The 22,722-nt window shown below is 70.0% G+C and carries 22 protein-coding genes; 11 read left to right on the top strand and 11 right to left on the bottom strand.

Annotated features, from left to right (window positions below):
• Positions 1–485 precede the first annotated feature (485 nt).
• The gene (locus BUE42_RS23965) at positions 486–983 is read left to right on the top strand and encodes a hypothetical protein (RefSeq protein ID WP_235002568.1); all 498 of its coding nucleotides are present in this window, start codon (positions 486–488) and stop codon (positions 981–983) included.
• A gap of 67 nt (positions 984–1,050) precedes the next feature.
• Here the strand turns inward: BUE42_RS23965 and BUE42_RS32545 are convergent, their stop codons facing one another.
• On the bottom strand, positions 1,051–1,419 hold the full coding sequence (locus BUE42_RS32545; RefSeq protein WP_143171716.1) for a hypothetical protein: 369 nt from the start codon (positions 1,417–1,419) through the stop codon (positions 1,051–1,053).
• A 395-nt stretch (positions 1,420–1,814) separates the two neighbouring features.
• On the opposite strand from BUE42_RS32545, the gene BUE42_RS23975 reads away from it, so the two are divergent.
• The 5 genes from BUE42_RS23975 to BUE42_RS23995 all read left to right on the top strand — a co-directional run bounded on the left by BUE42_RS23975 (position 1,815) and on the right by BUE42_RS23995 (position 7,338).
• The gene (locus BUE42_RS23975; RefSeq protein ID WP_073467812.1) at positions 1,815–2,201 is read left to right on the top strand and encodes a hypothetical protein; all 387 of its coding nucleotides are present in this window, start codon (positions 1,815–1,817) and stop codon (positions 2,199–2,201) included.
• 172 nt (positions 2,202–2,373) lie between these two features.
• Positions 2,374–3,333: a hypothetical protein gene (locus tag BUE42_RS23980; RefSeq protein WP_073467813.1), complete on the top strand. Its 960-nt coding sequence runs from the start codon at positions 2,374–2,376 to the stop codon at positions 3,331–3,333.
• 61 nt (positions 3,334–3,394) lie between these two features.
• Entirely contained in the window at positions 3,395–5,980 is a 2,586-nt protein-coding gene (locus tag BUE42_RS23985) for an ATP-binding protein (RefSeq protein WP_159445488.1), read from the top strand.
• Positions 5,981–6,001: 21 nt separating this feature from the next.
• Positions 6,002–6,610 (top strand): sulfite oxidase-like oxidoreductase, encoded by a 609-nt coding sequence (locus tag BUE42_RS23990; RefSeq protein ID WP_073467815.1) that lies wholly within the window; start codon positions 6,002–6,004, stop codon positions 6,608–6,610.
• Positions 6,610–7,338 carry an FAD-binding oxidoreductase gene (locus BUE42_RS23995; RefSeq protein WP_073467816.1) on the top strand — a complete coding sequence of 243 codons (729 nt, stop codon included), beginning with the start codon at positions 6,610–6,612 and terminating at the stop codon, positions 7,336–7,338. Before BUE42_RS23990 ends, BUE42_RS23995 begins: the two co-directional genes overlap by 1 nt.
• Before the next feature lie 14 nt (positions 7,339–7,352).
• Here the strand turns inward: BUE42_RS23995 and BUE42_RS24000 are convergent, their stop codons facing one another.
• Positions 7,353–9,272 carry an SWIM zinc finger family protein gene (locus BUE42_RS24000; protein WP_073467817.1) on the bottom strand — a complete coding sequence of 640 codons (1,920 nt, stop codon included), beginning with the start codon at positions 9,270–9,272 and terminating at the stop codon, positions 7,353–7,355.
• 70 nt (positions 9,273–9,342) lie between these two features.
• Between BUE42_RS24000 and BUE42_RS24005 the strand changes: the two genes are divergently transcribed.
• Together BUE42_RS24005 and BUE42_RS24010 are read left to right on the top strand one after the other, a co-directional pair.
• Positions 9,343–10,134: a HipA family kinase gene (locus BUE42_RS24005; protein ID WP_143171717.1), complete on the top strand. Its 792-nt coding sequence runs from the start codon at positions 9,343–9,345 to the stop codon at positions 10,132–10,134.
• Positions 10,112–10,555, top strand: coding sequence for a DUF3037 domain-containing protein (locus tag BUE42_RS24010; RefSeq protein ID WP_235002569.1), 444 nt, complete (start codon positions 10,112–10,114; stop codon positions 10,553–10,555). Before BUE42_RS24005 ends, BUE42_RS24010 begins: the two co-directional genes overlap by 23 nt.
• Here the strand turns inward: BUE42_RS24010 and BUE42_RS24015 are convergent.
• The 7 genes from BUE42_RS24015 to mltG all read right to left on the bottom strand — a co-directional run bounded on the left by BUE42_RS24015 (position 10,543) and on the right by mltG (position 16,439).
• Positions 10,543–12,036 carry a carboxypeptidase M32 gene (locus BUE42_RS24015; RefSeq protein WP_073467819.1) on the bottom strand — a complete coding sequence of 498 codons (1,494 nt, stop codon included), beginning with the start codon at positions 12,034–12,036 and terminating at the stop codon, positions 10,543–10,545. The two genes, BUE42_RS24010 and BUE42_RS24015, sit on opposite strands and share 13 nt — an antisense overlap.
• Positions 12,037–12,105: 69 nt before the next feature.
• Positions 12,106–12,333, bottom strand: a complete 228-nt coding sequence (locus BUE42_RS24020) for a hypothetical protein (protein ID WP_073467820.1) — start codon at positions 12,331–12,333, stop codon at positions 12,106–12,108.
• A gap of 224 nt (positions 12,334–12,557) precedes the next feature.
• Positions 12,558–13,349 carry a TatD family hydrolase gene (locus BUE42_RS24025; protein WP_073467821.1) on the bottom strand — a complete coding sequence of 264 codons (792 nt, stop codon included), beginning with the start codon at positions 13,347–13,349 and terminating at the stop codon, positions 12,558–12,560.
• Positions 13,350–13,383: 34 nt separating this feature from the next.
• Positions 13,384–13,773 carry a PilZ domain-containing protein gene (locus BUE42_RS24030; RefSeq protein ID WP_073467822.1) on the bottom strand — a complete coding sequence of 130 codons (390 nt, stop codon included), beginning with the start codon at positions 13,771–13,773 and terminating at the stop codon, positions 13,384–13,386.
• Positions 13,770–14,795, bottom strand: a complete 1,026-nt coding sequence (locus tag BUE42_RS24035) for a DNA polymerase III subunit delta' (protein ID WP_235002571.1) — start codon at positions 14,793–14,795, stop codon at positions 13,770–13,772. The genes BUE42_RS24030 and BUE42_RS24035 overlap by 4 nt, the downstream gene beginning before the upstream one ends.
• 20 nt (positions 14,796–14,815) lie before the next feature.
• On the bottom strand, positions 14,816–15,427 hold the full coding sequence (gene tmk / locus BUE42_RS24040; RefSeq protein ID WP_073467874.1) for a dTMP kinase: 612 nt from the start codon (positions 15,425–15,427) through the stop codon (positions 14,816–14,818).
• 13 nt (positions 15,428–15,440) lie between these two features.
• Positions 15,441–16,439, bottom strand: coding sequence for an endolytic transglycosylase MltG (gene mltG / locus BUE42_RS24045; RefSeq protein WP_073467824.1), 999 nt, complete (start codon positions 16,437–16,439; stop codon positions 15,441–15,443).
• 92 nt (positions 16,440–16,531) lie between these two features.
• Between mltG and BUE42_RS24050 the strand changes: the two genes are divergently transcribed.
• From BUE42_RS24050 to BUE42_RS24060, 3 genes are all read left to right on the top strand, one after another.
• Entirely contained in the window at positions 16,532–17,452 is a 921-nt protein-coding gene (locus tag BUE42_RS24050; protein ID WP_073467825.1) for a CAF17-like 4Fe-4S cluster assembly/insertion protein YgfZ, read from the top strand.
• A gap of 80 nt (positions 17,453–17,532) precedes the next feature.
• Entirely contained in the window at positions 17,533–17,820 is a 288-nt protein-coding gene (locus tag BUE42_RS24055; RefSeq protein ID WP_073467826.1) for a DUF4936 family protein, read from the top strand.
• Positions 17,808–18,767: an NRDE family protein gene (locus tag BUE42_RS24060; RefSeq protein WP_073467827.1), complete on the top strand. Its 960-nt coding sequence runs from the start codon at positions 17,808–17,810 to the stop codon at positions 18,765–18,767. The genes BUE42_RS24055 and BUE42_RS24060 overlap by 13 nt, the downstream gene beginning before the upstream one ends.
• A gap of 4 nt (positions 18,768–18,771) precedes the next feature.
• Here the strand turns inward: BUE42_RS24060 and BUE42_RS24065 are convergent, their stop codons facing one another.
• Entirely contained in the window at positions 18,772–19,776 is a 1,005-nt protein-coding gene (locus BUE42_RS24065) for a tripartite tricarboxylate transporter substrate-binding protein (protein WP_073467828.1), read from the bottom strand.
• Positions 19,773–22,670: a hybrid sensor histidine kinase/response regulator gene (locus BUE42_RS24070; protein WP_073467829.1), complete on the bottom strand. Its 2,898-nt coding sequence runs from the start codon at positions 22,668–22,670 to the stop codon at positions 19,773–19,775. The genes BUE42_RS24065 and BUE42_RS24070 overlap by 4 nt, the downstream gene beginning before the upstream one ends.
• Positions 22,671–22,722: the final 52 nt, after the last annotated feature.

Here is a 22,722-nt window from a genome sequence, read left to right on the forward strand (position 1 = left end):
GGTTAAGATTTACGTGTGGGGCGCGGACTTGCACCACCTTATCACCAGATTTCCTGCGCAACCAGCGCGGGGCAGACGGCGGCCCCGACGATCTATCAGGCAGCCACCTGGGGCTCAAAGGTCACTTCGACGAGCACAAATTAATTACGATTCCCGTAGTCGACCATTCGCCATGGAGGTCGCCGTGGACGTCTGTTACCACCTGCTGTCCAGACCGAACGTCTTGTCCGGGTTGAAGGCCAAGGACCTCGGCTTGCCCGCCACAGCGCCCAGCGGGCTTCCCTATGTGAAGGGCGTCTTGGCCGGATTCATCGAATGCAAGGCCAAGTACAGCCCTCGTGCCGCACGGGATGACGCTGACTGGACGACGTTGAAGCCAGCGACACACGCGAAGAAGAGGATCCGCTGTACTGAGACGAGAAGGGTGTGCCGCGGACGCCGCGGCGAGGATGGAGAAAAACGGTTGAGTAAGAGGAGGGCACGCAATGTCGGAGCCGACCCACGTGGCGCTCAGCGCCGAGCAAGAGGCCTACCTCAGCCGCACCCCGGCCGGTGCCGCCGTGACCCGTGCCCTGCGCGATCTCCTGGAGCGTGACGCTCATCTTCTGCAGGTCGATGCCAACGAGCGTTCCATCACCTTCCGCTTCGCCACGTACCTGCAGGCCTACCTGCCCGAGTGGGAGGTGGACTGCGAGTTCAACCGAGATGGCATCGAACCGAAGCGACTCGGCCATCTGGCGCTCTATCCGGACGATCACGACGACGAGGCGAAGACCGTCTATCCGGATGTCATCGCGCACCACCGCGGCGTGGAGGACAACTTCCTCGTACTGGAGTTCAAGAAGTCCACCAGCCACGTCAGCCGTGACATCGACAGTCGCAAGCTGCAGGGCTACAAGCGGCAGCTCGGCTACGCCCACGCCCTGTTCGTGGAGGTCGGGACCGGCGGCCAAGCATGCGTCGTCGGCTTGGAATGGTTCTAGCCCTCGGGGTCAGCCGCTTGAAGCGATGACACGCCCCAATGCGTCGCTGCGGAGCGCAAGGAACGGTTCAGCGGCATCCCAGTTCGATGGACTGGAAGCGGGCGTTGAACTCCGCGGGTTGGCCCTTCCGGTACGGCTGCGGCGCCACCACCTGCGCACCCAACGCCGCGGCGGCGTGCAAGGGCCAGCTACTGGGAGCCGTCTCGACTCGTGCAGTGGCGATGATCCGCGTGACGCCAAAAAGGCAGATGGGTTGATCCGCCAGCAGCACTTTTGGAAGGCGAGATGATCCTTGGGCAACAAGAACGCGTTGGCCTGCAGTGGAGTTGATCCGACCGGCGCATGCCAGGTAGTGAAGCTCGTCAGTCGGCAGCCAGTCGCTACTTCTGGTGATCCAAGTGCCCAACAAGCGGTTTGGGTAGTGGCGCTGATCCATCGGCAGCCATTCGGAAGCAGACCTGATCCTGCGGCAGCAAAAACGGGGTCTTTATCGCCCGATTGATCATCTGCACTGCGGGATCTGGATCACCGGGACTTCCGGCAGCCAGGTGAGCTTTCGCCGGACGGTTTTTGCTGAGAGCCAGAAGGTAGAGTGCCTCGGTAAGTTTACATAATATACATTGTCGCGCTTATCGAGGTGCAGCCCGGACACCACACCCGGCCGCCCATCGCCCCAGCTTCGCATTTGCCATCGCGCATTCGCATGGGTCTGCCGGCCCCTCCGCCCCGAACCAGACACTGCTGCCACGGCCGCGTCCGCGCCGCAAGCACTGAAAGGTAATCGCGTGTTGCCAATGAATCCAGTCAATCCAACCCGGAGGGACCTCGTCCATGACTCGACTGACCCATGACCACCTGGTGGCGATCGAACGCCACGCCGACGTTGCGCCGGTGCAGCAGCTGCGGCTGCAAGTGATGCAGATCCGCGATGAACTGCAGCACCTCGTCGCCGATGAGGCCGACTACGCGCACGCGCTGCTGATGAAGCTCGGCCGCATCGTCGACGAGCAGCTCACACCGCGCGTGACCGCCCAGCCGGCACCGATCTGGTTCGGCGACTGGCAGCCACCCACGTGGCTGACGCAGCCGATCCAGGCCACGGCCGCCGCCATCACCGCGCCGATCTCGACGCCGGTGATGCGCGGGCGCATCGGCCGACGACGACCGAAGACCGGTCCGACCCTGCCGCAGCGCGCGGCCGGCGCGGGCACGGCCTGAGCCTTGCCCGGCAGCAGCCGCAGCGTCTCCATGCGCTGCGTGCTCTGCCTGGCATCGTTTGCAGCACCTGAAGTCGTTTCGACAGCAGGGTGAACTGCACAATTTCTCCTCTTGTTGTGGCTAGCGTCGCCGGTGCTCCACCGATCCGCAATCACATTCAGGAGGACTGATCATGAGCACCGACGTACTCGCACCCCCCGCCCCGCAGGCCATGGACCCGGAAACCACCGCCCGCTACGCGCGCTGCATCGAGATCTCCAAGCGCGTGCGTTGGGAAATCGACCGCGATGTCATCCGCAGCCGCAACTTCGACTTCGACCGCAAGTTCCTGCCCGACGGGCTGACGCAACTCGAGCACCTGCGCGACTTCAGCACCGGCGAGAAGTACCTGCTGAGCCAGATCCAGGGCCGCACCTACGTCAACATGTTCTGCATGGTCGAGCGCTTCATCAATGCCAAGCTGCTCGACGTGAGCCGCGAGCACTGGCTCGGCGACCAGGTCGCGCTCGAGGCGCTGATCCGCTTCAGCGACGAGGAACTGAAGCACCAGGCGCTGTTCCGCCGGCTCGAGCACCTGATGGCCGTCGGCATGGAACCCGGCTACCAGTTCGTGCCCGAGGCCGATCCCGTCGCGCAGTTGGTCCTCAGCAAGTCGACCTGGGCCGTGCTGGCGCTGACCTGCCACATCGAGCTCTTCACGCAGACGCACTACCAGCGCAGCATCCACGTCGACCCCGACCTGTCGGAGCTGTTCAAGGACGTGTTCCTGTTCCACTGGAAAGAGGAATCGCAGCACGCGGTGCTCGACGAGCTGGAATGGCTGCGCGAAGACGCCAAGCTGACGCCGGCCCAGCGCGATGCGTCCGTCAACGACCTGATCGAGCTGATGCGGGCCATCGACGGCCTGCTGGTCTTGCAGAGCCAGTCCGACGTGCGGTACTTCGTCCGCCTGCGCGGCCTGCGCTCGCCGGAGCAACTGGCCCAGTTGCACGCGGTGATGCTGAAGGCCTACCGCTGGCAGTACATCGTCTCCGGCATCGAGCAACCCCGCTTCTTCCAGCTGCTCACCGGCATGCTGACCGAGGAGCAAGCCAACCGCGTGACCCGCGCGCTGACGCCGATGATCACCTGACGCCCCACCGGGATCCCCGCGGCCCCGGGCCGGCAAAACGCGGCATCATCCGCGCATGAGGATGGGGCATCACGACAGTCCGGCCACCCCGGAAGCAGTAACCGGGTCCGGCGTGGCGTCGGCCGGGGCACCCCTCGCCCCTCGCCGCACCGGCCTGCGCCGCAGCCAATCGGTGCTGGTCGCGGGGCTGGCGGTGATGGTGCTGACGCTGTCGGCCGCCGGCTTCGTCAGCTGGCGCAGCCGCCAGGATGCCCTCGACGACTGGCGGCTGTTCCTGTCGAAGCTGTCGACGCTGGCCGTGCGCCATGCCGACCAGACGCTCGCTGCGGCCGATGCCGTGCTCGGTCGCGTCGTCGACGAGATCCAGAAGTCCGAACCGATCGACGAGAGCGCGCTGCGCCGCATCGCCGGACGGCAATCGGTGTTCGACATGATGCGCGAGCGCCAGAAAGACCTGCCCCAGATCGACGTGATCTCGATCTCGACCACCGCGGGCGACCTCGTCAACTTCTCGCGCGGCTACCCACCGCCCGACATCAACCTGTCCGACCGCGACTACCTGAAGACGCACCTGGCCAACCCGACGCTGGAGGTCTTCCTGTCCGAGCCGGTCAAGAACCGCGGCAACGGCCGCTGGACCTTCTACCTCTCGCGCAAGCTGCGCAATCCGCAGGGCCGGATGATCGGCACCGCGCAGGTCGGCATCGAGAGCGAGTATTTCGAGCGCTTCTACCGGTCGATGAATTTCGAGCAGAGCGATGTCTCGCTCGCGCTGCTGCGCGGCGACGCGACGCTGCTGGCGCGCTACCCGCCGCGCGAGGATTTCATGGGCCAGGTCATCAAGGGCAGCGCGTCGTTCCGCGCATTGACCGAGGGACCGCAGGTCGGCGGCACCGCCATCTTCAATGACCCGCGCGCCACCGACCCGAGCGACTCCCGGCTGCGCATCGTGGCCCCGGCGGTGTCGCAGACCTACCCGATGGTGGTCAGCATCATCGCGACCGCAACCGTCGTGCTGGCGCACTGGCGCCGCTCCACCTGGCTGGTCGCCTCGCTGGCCCTGGGGATGAACGCCCTGCTGCTCTGGCTGACGCTGTCGGTCTACCGGCTGCTGGAGCGGCGCGACCACATGCTGAGCGAGCTGGAGCGCGCGCGCTCTGCCGCCGAAAGCGCGAGCCGCGCGAAATCCGCCTTCCTGGCCAACATGAGCCACGAGATCCGCACGCCGATGAACGGCGTGCTCGGCATGACCGAGCTGCTGCTGCAGACCGAGCTGACGGCCCGCCAGCGCGACCTCGCGACCGCCGCCTACGGTTCCGGCGAAACCATGCTGCACCTGATCAACGACATCCTCGACGTGTCCAAGATCGAGGCCGGCAAGGTCGAACTCGAGAGCATCGATTTCGACCTGTCCGCGCTGGTGCACGACGAACTCGGCATGTATGCCGCGGCAACCCGGCGCAAGGACGTCGCCCTCACGGTGGAGATCGGCCCTGGCGTGCCGCAAGTGGTGCGCGGCGACCCGATGCGGCTGCGCCAGGTGCTCGCCAACCTGCTGAGCAACGCGGTCAAGTTCACCGAGCGCGGCGAGATCGAGCTGAAGCTCGCGGCGCTGGGCGAGCTGAGCGCCGGGGCTACCGGACCGCGCATCGAGTTCAGCGTGCGCGACACCGGCATCGGCATCGACGAGGCGGCGCGCACGCAGCTGTTCCAGCCCTTCATGCAGGCCGACGGCTCGATGACCCGGCGCTACGGCGGCACCGGGCTGGGCCTGGCGATCACCCGCCAGCTGGTGACGCTGATGGGCGGCACGATCGCGGTCGACAGCGCGAAGGGGCGCGGCTCCACCTTCTGCGTGCGCATCCCGTTCGCCGCGGCGCAAGGCGCCCCCGCCCCGCGCGAGCGGCCGGCCGCATCGGGCGCCCAGGGCGCGCCGCTGGCCGGCCGGCGCGTGCTGCTGGCCGAAGACAACCCGGTGAACATGGAGGTGGCCGCGGCGATGCTCGAATCGCTGAACCTGCAGGTCGACCGCGCGAGCGACGGGCTGCAGGCCATCGCTCGCTGCCGCGAACGCGTCTACGACGCGGTGCTGATGGACTGCCAGATGCCCGGCATCGACGGGCTCGAGGCGACGCGGCGCATCCGTGCCCACGGCGATCGCGACCTGCCGATCATCGCGCTGACCGCCAACGCGATGGCGGGCGACCGCGACGATTGCCTGGCCGCCGGCATGACCGACTACATCGCGAAGCCCTTCACCCGCGACGTGATCGAGCATGTGCTGCAGCGCTGGCTCAGCGCGCCGCCGCGCCTGGCGCCGCAGGCGCTGGCCGAGCTGCGGGCCCGCCAGCGGCCGGGCATGCACGACCTGCTGCATTCGGTCACGTCGACCTTTCTGGGCGAGGCGCCGCGGCTGCTGCAGCAGATGCGCGCGGCGGCCGGCGAACCGGTGCAATGGGCCGAGCTGAAGCGCGCCGCCCATGCGCTGGCCACCTCGGGCCAGCAGCTCGGCGCCGAGCGGCTGGCCACGCTCGCGATGGCCTTGGCCGACAGCGTGCACACTGGCACGGTCAGCAACCTCGGCGCGGCGCTCGACGAGATCGGCGCCGAACTCGCCCGCGTCGAATCCGACGTGCGCGGCTTGTGATCAACCAGGAGACTCTGATTCATGGCAACCCGCGGATTCTTCGGCCGCCGCCCCGCCACCGACGTGGTGAAGCGGCTGCCCCCCGGCCAGCACCTCACCGATGACTTCCCGGTGTTGTCGTACGGACCGACGCCCGAGGTGCCGCTGGCCGATTGGCGCTTCACGCTGCACCACGGGCCGCGGCCGCTGGCCAGCTGGTCGTGGGACGAGTTCAACGCCCTGCCCCAGACCACCTGGCGCGGCGACATCCACTGCGTAACCACCTGGTCGAAGTTCGACACCGAATGGCAGGGCGTCACCATCGACGACCTGCTGCGCGCCGCCGGCCTCGAGGCGCCGACGCCGTATGTGCTGGCGCGCTCGTTCGACGACTACGACACCAACGTGCCGCTGGCCGACCTGGTCAACGGCCAGGCGATGGTCGCGACCCGCTTCGGCGGCGCCCCGCTCGCCCCGGAGCACGGCGGCCCGGCGCGGCTGCTGGTGCCGCACCTGTATTTCTGGAAGAGCGCGAAGTGGCTGAAGGGCCTGCGCTTCACCGCGCGCGACGAGGCCGGTTTCTGGGAGCTGCGCGGCTATCACCTGCGCGGCGATCCGTGGCGCGAACAGCGCTACACGAACGATCCGTGATGGCCACCGGCACCTGGCAAGAGGTCGCGATCGACGAGATCGTGCGGCGCACGCCGCGCGTCGTCAGCGTGTTCCTGCGCCTGCGGTTGCCCGCGTCGCTGGCCGGCCAGCACCTGGACCTGCGGCTGACGGCGCCCGACGGCTACCAGGCGCAGCGCAGCTACTCGATCGCGTCGGCGCCCGGCGCGGCGCGGGTCGAGCTGATGGTCGAGCGGCTCGACGACGGCGAGGTCTCGCCGTGGTTCCACGACGTGGCCGAGGCCGGCGACACGCTGGAAGCGCGCGGCCCGATCGGCGGGCACTTCGTGTGGCAGCCGGTGGATGGCGGCCCGCTGCTGCTGGTCGGCGGCGGCTCGGGCGTGGTGCCGCTGCTCGCGATGCTGCGGCTGCGCCACGCGGCGGGCCACGGCGTGCCGACGCTGCTGCTGTATTCGGCGCGCCGGCATGAAGAGCTGATCTGCGCCGAGGAACTCGCCGTGATGGCGCAGGCCGATCCGTCGCTGCGGCTGGTCTTCGTCACCACGCGCGAGCCCCGCCGCCGACCTGGTGACTTCGATCGCCGACTGGACGACGCCTTGCTGCGCGAGGCATTGGCCGACTGGAGCCATGCCCCCGCATCGGCGTTCGTCTGCGGCGCAACACCCTTCGTCGAGGTCATCGCATCCGGCCTGCGCGCCGCCGGCCTCGATGCCGCGACGATCCGCACCGAGCGCTACGGCGGCACCTGAAGCGCCACCAACGGTCACGCCGGAGGAAGATCGCGCACGAAGTTCCTCTTGGCCTTGTACTCGCGACGAAGCTCGAGGAGCCATTGCACCCGGCGTGTTGCGTCGAGCAGCCCGGCGATTTCTTCGACCAGTTCCAGTTCCTGCCGGTACGGGCTCTTCGAATCGCTCATCTCTGCGGCGAACACGCGCATCAGGAGTTCGATGCGTTGCGCCGACTGCTGCGGTCCCAGCCGCCTGGCCAGGTGGGTCAGCACGCTGTTGCGGCACCACGCCGGCGGCTGCACCAGGGCCAGCGCCTCGTCCCACCGCCCCTCCGAACACAGCACCTCGGCCCGCAGCGAGACATTCCGCTGCTCGGCGCGCGCGCCGATGCGGCCTGGAAAGAATCTCCCCCCGTGCGCAGCAGAACGCCCCATTTCGCGTTCCTCGTCAGCGACCAGCACCTGCTGCAACTCGGCCCGCAGCGCCTCGGCATCGCGTGCGGCGGCGGCCCCGGCCTTCAGCGTCTCGTGGTAGCGGTCAACGCCCGGACTTCTGCCGAACCGATGCCGCCGCAACACGAAGGCCTCCTCGACCCAGCCATCGCGCTCGTAGCAGCGCAGTAGATCGTCCTCCAGCCAGGACTCGCCCGGGTGCAGCTTGCATCCCAGTTCTGCATTCGCGAAGGCGTCTCGCAGCCGTCCATGCCGCTCCAGGAACACGGTGACCCGGTGGTAGTCGCCGGGGGCGGTCATGCCTTCCCGCGTCATGCCTTCCCGCATCACCGCGAGGGCACCGTCGATGTCGCCATCCGCCTCAAGCCGGTCCAGGTGCATGCGTTCCAGCGCCCACAACCGCATGTCGCTTTCGCGCTGCGGGTCGAAAGGCGGCGGTCGCTTCCTGTTCGCGTTCGCCTGTGCCACCTGGGCCGCGTGCTCTGCACGGACCGCAAGCACGGCGTCCTTGGTTTCGCGCCAGCGCGTGGCGAGTGCCTTGCGGTAGCGCGCGAGTGCTGGCGTGCCCATCGCAGCTTCAGCCGCGGCCGTGTCGAAGCATCCGAACGGATCGTCGAGCCGCAGTTGCAGGTACGCCTCCCCGAACGCTGCCGGCTGAGGGCCGGCTCCTGACAGCGCCCGAACCCATTCGGCACCGATGTCTTGAATCAAGCCACCGACGTCTCCGTTGGAATCATCGGCCTGCATCAGCACCGCCCAACCCCGGCGCATGGCGTGCAGGCACAGCGCAGCGGCCCCGGAAGGATCCCGTTCGCGAGTCTGTGCCAGCAGAGGCAGGACGGCCTCCGCCCTGCGGGCATAGGCGTGGCTCTCGTCCCAGCTGATGAAGTCACGGCCCGGCGCCATGATCTCGGTCACCAGCGCCTTGAGGTTGGAGGCTTTGTCAGGCGCGTCGCTCAGCTTGCGCCACTGCTGCAGCTCGCGGCCGATCTCGTGATCGCGATCGGCCAGGCCCAGCAGGCGATCTGCCAGCACGGCGACCGGTTGCGAATGCAGGAAGTCCGCCAGCGCCTGCCGGCGGTCCTTCAGGGTCTGCGCCCGCTTCACGCTGGCCTGGACCTTCTTGCGGGATTCCTCGTCGAGGGTCGGCGCCTGGCCGCTCAGGCGCTCGCGCCAGACCAGCGCGAGGGCCACCTGGTGCTTGCAGAACCAGCCGTCTTCCGCGTTCGGACAGTCGCAGTCGCCACCGACCTCGCCATCCTCGATCCACACCTCGGTGGCGTAAGGGCTGGTCCCGGTGATGGTGGCGCGGATCGACGGACTGTCGCCCCGCTCCTCTTCCGTCACGTCCACGGCGCCGGAGCCGGCGTAGGTCTTGCCGCGCTGGAAGATCGCCGAACTGCTGGCGCGGCGCAATGCACTGTCGTCGAGGGCGGCCGCCCATGTCGCAGTGTCGAAAGGCTGAGCGGCGAGGTTGTCGGGGCTGCTGGCGTCGTTCATGGAAGGGGAGGCAGTGGCATCGGCACTGTAGCGCCTGGGTGCGGCGGGCCGATGCGGCGACAATCGCCCGATGCCCCGCCCGACCCTGCGCACCGTCTGCGCCCACCGCTACGTCACGCCGCTGCGTGAAGGCGGTTCCTTGCCCGCGATCATCGAGGCCGATGATCAGGGCCTCTACGTGCTGAAGTTCCGCGGTGCAGGCCAGGGCCCGAAGGCGCTGATCGCCGAGCTGGTGTGCGGCGAGCTGGCGCGCGTGGCCGGCCTCGCGGTGCCCGAGATCGTGCTGGTCGAGCTCGAGGCCGAACTCGCCCGCACCGAACCCGACCCCGAGATCCAGGACCTGATCCGCGCGAGCGCCGGCCTGAACCTCGCGCTCGACTACCTGCCCGGCTCGGTCACCTTCGACCCGCTGGCCGACCAGCCGGCCGCCGACATCGCGTCGGCCATCGTCTGGCACGACGCCTTCGTCACCAACGTCGACCGCACGCCGCGCAACAGCAACCTGCTGATGTGGCACCGCCGGCTGTGGCTGATCGACCACGGCGCGGCGCTGTATTTCCATCATTCGTGGGACGGCCACCTCGACCGCGCGGCCAGCCCGTTCGCGCTGGTGCGCGACCATGTGCTGCTGCCGTTCGCCGCCGCGCTGCCCGAGGCCGACCAGCGCATGCGAGAAGCGATCACGCCGCAGGCCATCGCCGACATCGTCGCGCTGATTCCCGATGCCTGGCTCGACGAGCCCGAGGTGTTCGCCGACCATGCCGCGCACCGCCAGGCCTATGCCGACTACCTGACGCGCCGGCTGGCGGCGTCGCATGTCTTTGTCGAGGAGGCGATCCGTGCCCGCTCCCAGCTCCGCTGACCTCTGCACCTACGACTACGCGATCGTGCGCGTGGTGCCGCGGGTCGAGCGCGGCGAGTTCATCAACGTCGGGGCGATCGTCTCCTGCGCGCCCTCGGGTTTCCTGCAGGCCGGCATCGAGGTCGACGAGGCGCGGCTGCTCGCGCTCGACCCGGGGCTCGACCTGGCCGCGATCCGCGCGTCGCTGGCCGCGATCCCGGCGATCTGCCGCGGCGGCGCCGATGCGGGCGCGCTCGGCCGACTGCTGCCGCGCGAGCGTTTCGACTGGCTGGTGGCGCCCCGCAGCACCGCGATCCAGACCTCGCCGGTGCACACCGGGCGCTGCCGCGACCTGCCCGGCGCGCTCGAACGGCTGCTCGACGCGATGGTGCGGCCGCGCCGCAGCGCCCTCCCCGATCGGCCGACCGATCAGCCCAGGTAGCGGCTTTCGAGGTGCCTGCGGAAGTGCAGCGGGTTCAGCGGCTCGCCGCTCGCGCGCACCGCGAGTTCGGCCGTCGTCCAGCGGCTCGCCTGCTGCCACACGTTCTCGCGCAGCCAGTCGAACACCGGTGACAGGTCGCCGGCGGCGATGCGCGAATCGAGGTCGGGGTGCAGGCGGCGCAAGGTCGCGAACCACTGTGCGGCATACATCGCACCCAGCGTGTAGCACGGGAAATAGCCGAACAGCGCCTCGGGCCAGTGCACGTCCTGCAGCGGGCCGTTGGTGAAGTTGCCGCGGGTGTCGACGCCCAGCAGTTCCATCATGCCGGCGTCCCACAGGCCGGGGACGTCCTCCGGCTCGATCTCGCTTTCGATCAGCGCCCGCTCGATCCGGTAGCGCAGGATCACGTGGGCCGGGTAGGTCACCTCGTCGGCGTCGACGCGGATGAAGCCCGGGTTCACGCGCGTGACCAGGCGGTAGAGGTTGTCGGGCGCGAAGGCCGGCTGCGCACCGAAATGCGTGGCCAGCATCGGCGCCAGCAGTTGCGTGAAGCCGCGGCTGCAGCCGAGCTGCATCTCGAAGCTCAGGCTCTGGCTTTCATGGAGGGCCATCGAGCGCGCATTGGATACCGGCTGGCCGAGCCAGCCGCGCGGGCGGTTCTGCTCGTAGCGGCCGTGGCCGGTCTCGTGGATGGTGCCCATCAGGCTTTGCAGGAAGCCATCTTCGCGGTAGCGGGTGGTCAGGCGCACGTCTTCGGGCACGCCGCCGGAGAACGGATGGGCGCTGGTGTCGAGCCGGCCGGCGTCGAAATCGAAGTCCAGCAGGTGCATCACCGCCTCGCACAGCCGGCGCTGCTGCTCGACCGGGAACGGCCCCACCGGCTCGATGCAGGCCTCGCGGGCCTGGCGCTCGCGCACCTGGGCGATCAGCCCCGGCAGCCATTGCTGCAGGTCGCCGAAGACGCGGTCGACCTCGGCGCTGGTCATGCCGGGTTCGTAGCGGTCCATCAGTGCGTCGTACTTCGACAGGCCGGTCTGCTCCGACAGCAGGCGGGCTTCTTCGCGGCCGACGCGCAGCACCTCGCGGAAATTGACGACGAAGCCGGCCCAGTCGTTGGCCGGTCGTTGGGTGCGCCATGCGTGTTCGCAGCGTGCGGTGGCCAGCGAGCGGGCCTGCACGAGCGATTCGGGGAGTGCGTTCGCGAGCCGCCATTCGCGGTGGATCTCGCGCAGGTTCGCGCGCTGGAAGTCGTCGAGCGGTTCCTGCCCGGCGCGTTCGAGTTCGCCGGCGGTCGACGGATCGGTGCGCAACCGATGCATCAGCGCCGAGAGTTCGGCCACCGCGGCAGCCCGGGCATCGTTGCCCTTAGGCGGCATCATCGCGGCCTGGTCCCAGCCGGCGATGGCACGAAGGTGATCGAAGTGGTGAAGGCGTTGGCTCAGGGCGGCCAGCGCGTCGTAAGCGGGTGTCTTGGCGGTCATGTCATCGATGCGTTGTGCATCGATGCTACGTCAGGCCGGCCTGGCCGGACGAGACAGACCCCGAGGAAATCAGTCGGCTGAATCGCCTTCCGATTCGGGTTCCGCGTCGATCAGGTGATCGTAGGCGTTGATGTCGGATTCGACGCGCGGGATCAGCGGCTTGTCCAGCGGGCGGCAGATGCGGCGCTGCAGGCGCTCGAGTCGCCCGGAGCGCTCCATCGCCTGGAACACCTCCGCCGGGTTCATCATCAGAACGAAGGGGTTGCCAACGATCTCGGTGCTGTCGGTGCTCTGCATGGTGACGCTCCAGTGAACGGGGTGTATCGATGGAGTCACTGTAGGCGCCGCACCCTCTTCCTCGTAGTCGGTACTGCTCCAAACGAGGGGTCAGAAGAACCCTGACATGTCTGTCGGTGGTGGCCCGCGGAAGCCGGTGATCCAGCTCCGTATGAAATCATATTTATCGTTACGGATCAATGAATTGAATGAGTTACCTCATGCAATTCTTGAAATCCAGATGCTTACATTCCGGCGGGCTCGGGCAGCCGGAACAGCGCTTCGAAATTCCGGCTGGTCTGCGCCGCGACCTCTTCCACCGTGCAGCCCTTCAGCTCGGCGAGCTGCTTGGCCACGTAGGGCACATAGGCCGGCGAGTTGGTCTTGCCGCGGTACGGCACGGGGGCCAGGTACGGGCTGTCGGTCTCGATCAGGCAGCGGTCCAGCGGCACGTAGCGCGCCACCTCTTTCAGCTCGACGGCGCTCTTGAAGGTCAGGATGCCGGAGAACGAGATCAGGAAGCCGAGGTCGAGCGCGTCGCGCGCGACGGCCATCGTCTCGGTGAAGCAATGGAACACGCCGCGCGAGCGGCCGGCGCCCTGCTCCTTCAGCAACGCGACGGTGTCGTCCGACGCACTGCGGGTGTGGATCACCAGCGGCAGGTCGCGCTCGAGCCCGGCGCGGATGTGCACCCGGAAGCGCTCGCGCTGCCATTCCATGTCGGCGATGCTGCGGCCGTTCAGGCGGTAGTAGTCGAGCCCGGTCTCGCCGATCGCGACCACCTTGTCGCGGCGGCTCAGCGCCACCAGCGTCTCGACGCTCGGCTCCAGCACGTCCTCGTTGTCGGGATGCACGCCGACCGAGGCCCAGAAGTTGTCGTGGGCGGCCGCCAGCGCCTGCACGCCGTCGAACTCCTCGAGCGTCGTGCAGATGCACAGCGCGCGGTCGACCTGCGCGGCCGCCATCTCGGCGCGGATCTCGTCCAGGCGAGCGTGCAGCTCGGGAAAGCTCAGGTGGCAGTGGGAGTCGACGAACATCGCAGGGGGTGGCGCGCTCGGCGCGGCAAACGATTCAGATCGTCTGCGTCGGCTTCGCGGATTGGATGGAGGTGCCGAGGATCTCTTCGATCTTCAGCTTCAGCACGCGGGTCTTCTCGTCGGTCGGGAAGCGCACGCCGACGCCCTGGGTGCGGCCGCCCGACGCATTGGGCGGCGTGATCCACGACACCTTGCCGGCGACCGGGTAGCGCTGCGGGTCGTCCGGCAGCGACAGCAGCAGGTAGATGTCTTCGCCGAGCTTGTACTCGCGGGTGGTCGGCACGAACAGGCCGCCTTCGCTGAACAGCGGGATGAAGGCGGCGTACAGCGCGCCCTTTTCGCGGAAGACCAGCTGGATGACGCTCGGCCGTGAGGCCGCGGCCGGTGCGACTGCGCGGGAGGGAGTGGCGGAGGAATCGCTCATCGGGTCGAGTGTACCGAAGGACCCTTGACATGGCGCGCCGGTGCCAGCGCCTCGCGGGCCTGTTGCACCAAGGATTCCACCATCACCGGCTGATTCCACGGGTGCTCGCCATGCCGGCTCGCGGTGGACAGCGCCGATGCCCAGCGCGTCAGGCCGTACAGCGGCATCGCCGCGGGCAGCGAGGCCGGCGGAAAGTAGCGCGGCGCCGCGCCGCACGACAGGCACAGCGCGTCATGGCAGAGCTTGTGCATCGCCTCCAGCAGCCGCGGCAGCGGCCACGCGGCGAGTTGGCCCGCGTCGCCGGCCGCGAGCTGCTTCGGCAGGCGCAGCCAGGCCACCGCGTCGACGCCGTCCTGCGCCCAGTCGAGCGCCTGCAGCGGCTGGCCACCGGCGGCGGCGAGCAGCACCTCGGGCTGCGCGATCTTGTGCTCGGCGAGCCAGCGCGTCGCCTGGTCGGTCGGCGGCAGCGCGAGCGGCAGCGCCTGGCAGCGGCTGCGGATCGTCGGCAGCAGCGCATCGGGCGAGCCGCTGCTGAGGATGAAACGGGCCTGGCCGGGCGGCTCTTCCAGCGTCTTCAGCAGCGTGTTGGCCGAGATGCCGTTCATGCGCTCCGCCGGGTGCAGCAGCACGACCTTGCCGCGCCCGCGCGCCGAGGTGGTCTGCGCAAAGTTGACCGCGCCACGGATCGCCTCGACCTTCAGCTCCTTGCTCGGCTTGGCCTTCGAGGCCTTGGCTTCGCTGTCGCCGTCGTCGGCGTTGTCCCAGCCCAGCGATTCGCGCAGCGCCTCGGGCAGCAGCACCAGCAGGTCGGGATGCGAGCGCGCCTGCACCAGGTGGCAGCTCGCGCAACGCCCGCAGGCGGGCTTGAACGGGCCACTTGCCGGCGCCGCCTCGCACAACCACGACTGCGCCAGCGTCAGCCCCAGCTCGAACTGGCCGATGCCCTGCGGTCCGTGGATCAGCAGCGCATGGCCGCGCTGCGTGCGCAGCGCCTCGTCGAGCGCCGCTGCCAGCCAGGGCAAGGGCAGCTTTCCTTCGGGATCTACCACGGGTGCTGCTCCAGGGACGCGAGAACTTGCTGCCAGACCTGCTCGCGCGGCGCGGCGGCATCGATGCGGACGATGCGATCCGGCGCCGACTGCCGGCGCGATTCATACCCCGAGCGGACGCGCTCGAAGAACGCCAGGTCCTGCTGTTCGAAGCGGTCCGGCGCGCGCACCGCGGCGCGGCGCTCGGCGGCCAGCGCGGCCGGCAGGTCGAACCAGAAGGTCAGGTCAGGCTGCAGGTGGCGGTGCACCCAGCCTTCCAGCGTGGCCAGCACGCCGGCATCGAAGCCGCGGCCGCCGCCCTGGTAGGCGAAGCTCGCATCGGTGAAGCGGTCGCACAGCACGGTGCGGCCGGCGGCCAGCGCCGGCTCGATGACTTGCGTGAGGTGGTCGCGGCGCGCGCCGAACACCAGCAGCGCTTCGGTCAGCGGGTCCATCGGCGAATGCAGCAGCAGCTCGCGCAACTGCTCGGCCAATGGCGTGCCGCCGGGTTCGCGGGTCAGCACGACCGGCTGGCCGGCGCTGCGCAGGTGCTCGGCCAGCGCGTCGATGTGCGTGGACTTGCCGGCGCCGTCGATGCCTTCGAAGGTGATGAATCGTCCGCGCACGGGCACTGGTGGGCTACTTCTGGTACTGGTTGACCGCGCGATTATGCTCGGCCAGCGTCTCGCTGAACTGGCTGCTGCCGTCGCCGCGGGCCACGAAGTACAAGGCCTTGGTGGTGTCGGGCCGCACCGCGGCCAGCAGCGAGGCCCGTCCCGGCATCGCGATCGGCGTCGGCGGCAGGCCGGTGCGCAGGTAGGTGTTGTACGGGCCGTCGGTGGTCAGGTCGCGCTTGCGCAGGTTGCCGTCGAACTGCTCGCCCAGCCCGTAGATCACGGTCGGGTCGGTCTGCAGCGGCATGCCGATGCGCAGCCGGTTCGTGAACACGCCGGCCACCCGGCTGCGGTCGGCCGGCGTGCCGGTTTCCTTCTCGACGATCGAGGCCAGCGTCAGCGCATCGTCGGCGTTGCGCAGCGGCGAGCTGGCGGCCCGCTCGGCCCAAGCCAGCTCCAGCTGGCGCTGCATCGCGCGGTGCGCCCGCTTCAGCACCGCGACGTCGCTCGCGCCCTTGCTGTAGGCGTAGGTGTCGGGATAGAAGCGGCCTTCGGGCGCGAGGCCGGCCGCGCCGATCGCGGCCATCAGCTGCGCATCGTTCATGCCGGTGACGGTCTGCTTCAGGTTCTCGGCCTTCGCGAGTTCGGCGCGGAACTGGCGGAAGGTCCAGCCTTCGATCAGGCGCACGGTGGACAGCACCTCGTCGCCGCGCACCATCTTGTCGAGCAGGCCGCGCGGCGTGATGCCGCGCGTGATCGCATAGCTGCCCGCGCGGATCTTGCGCGCCTGGCCGGACCAGCGGAACCATTCGTAAAGCAGCACCGGCGGCGCCTGCACGCCGGCCTGGGTCCACGCGAACGCGACCTCGCGCGGCGAGGTGCCGGGTTCGATCGACACCTCGACCGCATCGGCATTCAGCGGCAGCGGCTGCTGCAGCCACCACACCGTGCCGCCGACGGCCGCGCCGGCAGCGAGGAGGGCCAGCACGAACACCAGCAGGACGAGACGGCGCAGGAATTTCACGGCGGGAAGCTCGAAAGAAGGCCTGGAGACCCCGGTCGGGACCCGATGACGGGCGCTGATGATAATCGGCACTCCTGCACGGCTTGTATCCAATGAGCACAACCCTCTCCCTCGACGGCATCGCGACCCTTTCCCACTGGGGCGTGATCCGCGCGCGCGGCGCCGATGCCGCGTCGTTCCTGCACGGCCAGCTGACCAGCGACGTCGCGCAACTCGGTGCAGACAAGGCGCGGCTGGCCGGCTACTGCTCGGCCAAGGGCCGGCTGCTCGCGAGCTTCGTGGTGTGGGCGCCGGCGCCCGACGAGCTGCTGCTCGCCTGCAGCGCCGACCTGCTGGCGCCCACGCTGAAGCGGCTGTCGATGTTCGTGCTGCGCGCGCAGTGCAAGCTGAGCGACGCGTCGGCCGAGTTCGTGCTGCACGGCCTGGCCGGTGCCTCGGCACAGGCGTGGCTGGGCACAGCCGCGCTGCCCGCGCCGTGGCAGCGCAGCGAGCACGCCGGCGGCAGCCTGGTGCGCCTGCCGGATGCCGATGGTCACGAACGTTACCTGTGGGCCGCGCCGGCCGGCAGCGCCGCCCCTGCCCTGCCCGCGCTGTCGCTCGACGCCTGGCGCGAGGGCGAGGTCGCGAGCGCGGTGCCGCGCGTCGAAGCCGCCACCGTCGACCAGTTCGTGCCGCAGATGCTCAACTTCGAGCTGGTCGGCGGCGTCGACTTCCAGAAGGGCTGCTACCCCGGGCAGGAGATCGTCGCGCGCAGCCAGTACCGCGGCACCATCAAGCGGCGCAGCTTCCTGTTCGACTCCGCGGTGCCGGCGAGCGCCGGGCAGGAGATCTTCCACAGCGGCGATCCCGGCCAGCCGGCGGGCCTCGTCGTCAATGCGGCCGGGCAGCGCGTGCTGGCCGAGGTCAAGCTCGCGGCGCTCGACGCCGGCAGCCTGCACCTGGGTGCCGCCGACGGGCCGGTGCTGGTGCGCCAGCCGATGCCCTACGACGTCGACATCGACGTGACGGCCTGACCGGCCGCGCGGCCTCAGGCATTCCAGCCATTCCAGGCACGACTTCACGGACCCGCAGCGGCGGCGGCAGCGTGCACGAATTGTTCATCTACTATCGGGCGAAGGCTGGCGACGCCGAGGCGCTGTCGGCCGCGATTCTCGCGGCACAGGCGCAGTTGCAGTCGGCCTGGCCCGGGCTCCAAGCCCGGCTGCTGCGCCGACCCGACTCCCGCGACGAACACCACACCTGGATGGAAACCTACGCCTTCGCGCCCCACGGCATCGACGACACGCTGGCGCGCCAGATCGAAGCGCGGCTCGGCGCCGTGCTCGCGCCGTGGATCGTCGGCCCCCGCCACTGCGAGCGCTTCGTGCCATGTGCCTCGTAGCGCTGGCGATCGACCAGTCGCGCCGCTTCCCGCTGGTGATCGCGGCGAACCGCGACGAGTTCTTCAAGCGCCCGACCGCCCGCCTGGCCTGGTGGTCGCCCGGCGCAGGCCGCCCCGACATCCTCGGCGGGCGCGACCTCGAAGCCGGCGGCACCTGGCTCGGCCTGACCGCCGCCGGGCGCCTCGCCTTCATCACCAACGTGCGCGATCCGTCGCGCCAGGATCCGCAGGCGCCGTCGCGCGGCGAGATCGTGCCGCGCTGGCTGTCGGGCGACCTGCAGACCGACCGCTTCTGGATGCGCACCGCGCTGGCCGGCCACAACGGCTTCAACCTGGTGGCCGCCGATTTCCAGCGCGGCGAATGCTTCTGGGCGTCGAGCCACGAGGTGCACCCGGTGCGGCTCGAGCGCGGGCTGTTCGGCCTGTCGAACGGCCGGCTCGATGCGCCGTGGCCCAAGGTCGACCTGCTGAAGGCGCGCGTCGATGCGGCGCTGTCGGCGAGCGACAGCGTCGACACCCTCAGCTCCCGGCTGTTCGAAGCGCTCGGCGACCGCACGCTGGCCGACGACGCGCTGCTGCCGTCGACCGGCGTGTCGCCCGAGTGGGAAAAGCTGCTGTCGGCCGCATTCATCCGCACGCCGGACGGCAGCTACGGCACCCGCTGCTCGACGCTGGTGATCACCGAGCGCGTCAACAAGCGGCTCGTCACGCACGTGCTCGAACGCACCTACGCCGCCAGCGGCGGCATGGCGCTGCTGCGCCGCTCGACGCTGAAGGACTGGCCGCCCCGCTACAGCGAGGCGCCGCCGGCCGAGGCCCCGGCCCAGGGCAGCGTCGACGAGGCGGACGACCCGCCGAACCGCGGCGCGGCCGTGCCGCGCAAGACGCGGGTGCGCAGCCTGCTGAAGCCGGAACGGCCGCGCCGCACCCGGCCGGCCGCCGACTGATTGATCACACCGCGCTGAACCCGAGTGCCTTGACGATGGCGGCCCAGCGTGCGCTGTCGCGGCGCTGAAGTGCCGCGAGTTCGGCCGCCGAAGAACCGGCGGGATCGAAGCCCATCCGGGCCAGCTCCGCGACCACCTGCGCATCGTCGAGGGCGGCGCGCAGCGCGGCATTCGCACGCTGCACGACCTGCGCGTTCGCACCGCCCGGCAGGTAGAAGGCGTACCAGCCGTCGGCGACGATGTCCTTGAAGCCCTGCTCCACGAAGGTCGGCACCTGCGGCGCGAAGCGGCTGCGCCGTATGCCGCACACGGCCAGCAGGCGGATCGGCCTGGCCTGCAGCAGCGGCAGCATGTCGCCCAGCGGGGCGCAGACCGCGGCGATCTGCCCGCCCATCAGATCGACGATGGCGGGCCGGCTGCCGCGGTACGGCACATGGCGCAGCGGCACGTTGCCGGCGCGGGCGAGCATCTCGCCGACGAAGTGAGTCGACGAGCCGGTGGCCGGGCTGCCGAAGTTGGCGGCGTCCGGATGCTCGCGCGACCACGTGAGGAAATCCGCCAGCGTCTGCACCGAGGCATCGACCAGCGGCCCGACCGCGAACGCCAGGTCGAAGGTGCAGGCCAGCGACACCGGGGCCACGTCGCGCAGCGGGTCGTAGGGCAGCTGCTTGTAGGTGTGCGGAAAGAGCGTCAGCATCGACGACGGCGTCAGCAGCAGCGTGCTGCCGTCGGCCGGCGCGTTCTTCAGCGACAGCAGCGCGAGCTGGCCGCCGGCGCCGATCTTGTTGTCGACCAGCGTCGTGCGCGCATGCGTGCCACGCAGCGATTCGGCCACGCTGCGGGCCAGCAGGTCGCCGGAGCCGCCGGCCGCGAAGCCGATGAGGATGCGCAGCGTGTCGATCGGTGGGTCGACCGGCGGCTCTGCCCGCGCCACGCGGCCGAGCAAGGCCGCGGCCCCGAGGGCGGCGCTGGCGTGGCCGATGAACTGCCGGCGCGTCGTGATGCTCATGGACCTTGCTCCTGTCCTGGGCGGGCCCCGTTCAGCAAGGACTGGATCCGCTTGAACTCGAACCGCGCGGCCATCGCCGCGAGCGCATCGGCGGTGTCGGCATCGCCGGGCCGGATCTGCTGCAGCGCCAGCTCGATGGACTGCGGGTCGCCGTGATCGAGCGCGCTGCGCAGCCCGGCGAGCAGCGGCGGCGGGATCCGCGCCAGCCGCTGCGGGTCGAGCACCGCCTCGGCGGGCACGGCCGGCAACTGCTCATGCTCATAGCGCAGGCCGAGGTGCTGGCCGATCATCTCCAGCAGCGCTTCTTCCTTGAACGGCTTGCCGAGAAAGTCGTCGCAGCCGAGCCCGAGGAACTCCTCGCGCTGCTCTTCGAAGCTGCTGGCGGTCAGGGCGATCACGACTGTGCCCGCCCCCACGCCCGTCTTCACCTGCCGCGTCGCCTCACGCCCGTCCATCACCGGCATGCGCATGTCCATCAGGATCAGCTGCGGCGCCCACTGCCGCCACAGGTCCACCGCTTCGCGCCCGTTGGCCGCCTCCCGCACCGCAAAGCCCAGCGGCTGCAGCAGCCGGACCAGCAGCGCCCGGCCGTCGGCCTGGTCGTCGACGACCAGGATGCGCTGCTGCGGCGTGCCCGCGGCGAGCGCGACGGCGCGGCCCGGCGCCGCCGCGGCACCCACCGCCGTGCTTGCCTCGAGCACGCGCACCGGGATCTCGAACTGCGCCGTCGTGCCCCGGCCGTGTTCGCTCTCGATGTGCAGTTCACCGCCCATCACCTGCAGGAAGCCGCGGCTGAGCGCCAGCCCGAGGCCGGTGCCTTCGGCCGCCTGCCGGCCGGCCTGGGCCTGCACGAAGGCCTCGCCCAGCGTCGCCAGTTCGCCGGCGGCAATGCCGACGCCGGTGTCGGTGACGCTGAAGCGCAGCCGGCCGTCGCCCACCATCCGGACCGCCAGCGTCACGCTGCCCTGCGGCGTGAACTTGATCGCATTGCCCAGCAGGTTGACCAGCACCTGCCGCAGCTTCAGCACGTCGGCCTCCACGTGGGTCGGCAGCGGCGAGCGGGCTTGCACCGCCAGCCGCAGGCCCTTCTGCCGCGCGCTCAGCGCGAACACCTCCTCCAGCTCGTGCAGCACCACCGGCAGGTTGAAGCGGACCGGCTGCACGCCCATGTGCCCGGCCTCGATCTTCGACAGCTCCAGCACCTGGTTGATCACCTGGTACAGGTGCTCGCCGCTGGACAGCACGACGCCGACGTCGCGGCGCGCGCGCTCGCCCAGGCTGGCGTCGCGCATCAGCAGCCGCGAGAAGCCCAGCATCGCGTTCAACGGCGAACGCAGCTCGTGGCTCATGCTCGCCAGGAACATGCTCTTCGCGCGGTTGGCCGCCGCCTCTGCGTCCGCCCGGCGCGCCTCGGCTTCGGCCAGCGCGCGGTTGTGCTCGGCGTCGTCCTTGGCACGCTCGGTCTCGAAGCGCACCTGCATGGCCGCCGTCAGGTCGGTCGCCTTCTTCGACTGGATGCGGGTGCGTGCCGCCATCGCCCGCCGTTCGAAGGCAAGCGCCCGCGCGAGATCGCCGACCGCTTCGTACTCGCGCGACAGCTCGCTGCACAGTTCGTCGGACACCGTCTTGCCCGCGGTCTCCTCGTCGATCGCGAGCGCCTGTTCCAGGTAGTGGATCGCGCCGGTCGCCGCGCTCGAACCGGCCGGCGGCGACAGTTGATGTTCGCGGGCGATGGTGGCCAGCGCCTGCAGGCAGGCGGCCTGCCGCCAGCGCACGCCCGCCTTCACGTGGATCGCGAGCGCCTCTTCGGCCGCGGCGATGGCCTCGCTCTTGCGGCGAAAGCGCGACAGCACCAGCGACTTGCCGCGCAGCGCATCGGCCAGGTACCAGGTGGCGCGGCCGGCACGCCGCTCGATGTCTTCGCTGACCGCATACGCGTCGGCGGCGGCCGCATGCTCGCCCAGGCTGAAGCACACGTCGCCCAGCAGCGTGGCGGCAATGGTGTGGAAGGTGCCCGCGCGCGACGCCGCCCCCAGCCCGGCCAGGCTTTCGGCGAGCAGTTCGCGCGCGGCCGGCGAGCGGCCGGTTCGATGCAGCGCCAGGCCGACCCAGCCGAGGCTGAGCGTCAGCGTCGCCGGCCAGCCCGTCTTGCGGGCCAGCGCGACGGCGCGCTCCGCCCACTCCAGCCCCTGGGCCGGGTCGTTCAGGCTCAGGAAGGCGCGGGTGACGTTGCCGGCGACGATGATCGCGGTGCGCAACTGCCCGGCCGCCAGCGCCAGCGAGAACGCCCGCTGGTTGAAGGCGATCTCGTGCACCAGCTCGCCGCGGAACTGCGCGAACCAGCCGTTCGTCACCGCGATGCGGGCATCGAGCCCGGCGTGGCCCGAGGCCGCAGCGGCGGCCAGCAGCTCGCCCCAGCGCGCGACGGCCGCCGCCGGCGCCTGCATGAACTGGCCCAGCGCGAGGCTGGCCTCGGCGCAGCGCAGGCGCACCGCGTCGCCGGCGCGCTGGTAGGCGGCCAGCGCGTCGGCAAAGCATTCGTTGGCGCGCGCGGGCTCGTCGGCGTGGTACTGCAGCAGGATCGCCTGCGCGAGCGAGGCGTCGCCGGCACCGGTGAAATCGCCGATCGATTCGAAACCCTCGCGCGCCTGCGCGAGCAGGCCCTTGGCCGCATCGAGTTCGGCGAACAGCCATTTCGCCTCGCCGTGGACCAGCTGCAGGCGGGCCAGGCAGCGGATGCGTGGCGCCTCGCCGGCCGCGTCGAGTGCGCCGGCCGCCAGCAGCGCCTGCGCCTCGTCGACCAGCGCCAACGCGCGCTGCGTGTGGCGCTGGCGCAGGTACCAGGCGAGCGCGGCGAGCCGTTGCGGGCGCAGCGCCTCATCGACGACGGTCAATTGCCGTTCCAGCGCCTGAACGTCCTGCTCCGACCCGAAATAATCTAGGTCC

It is taken from the genome of Rhizobacter sp. OV335 (assembly GCF_900142965.1).
GTDB lineage: Bacteria > Pseudomonadota > Gammaproteobacteria > Burkholderiales > Burkholderiaceae_C > Rhizobacter.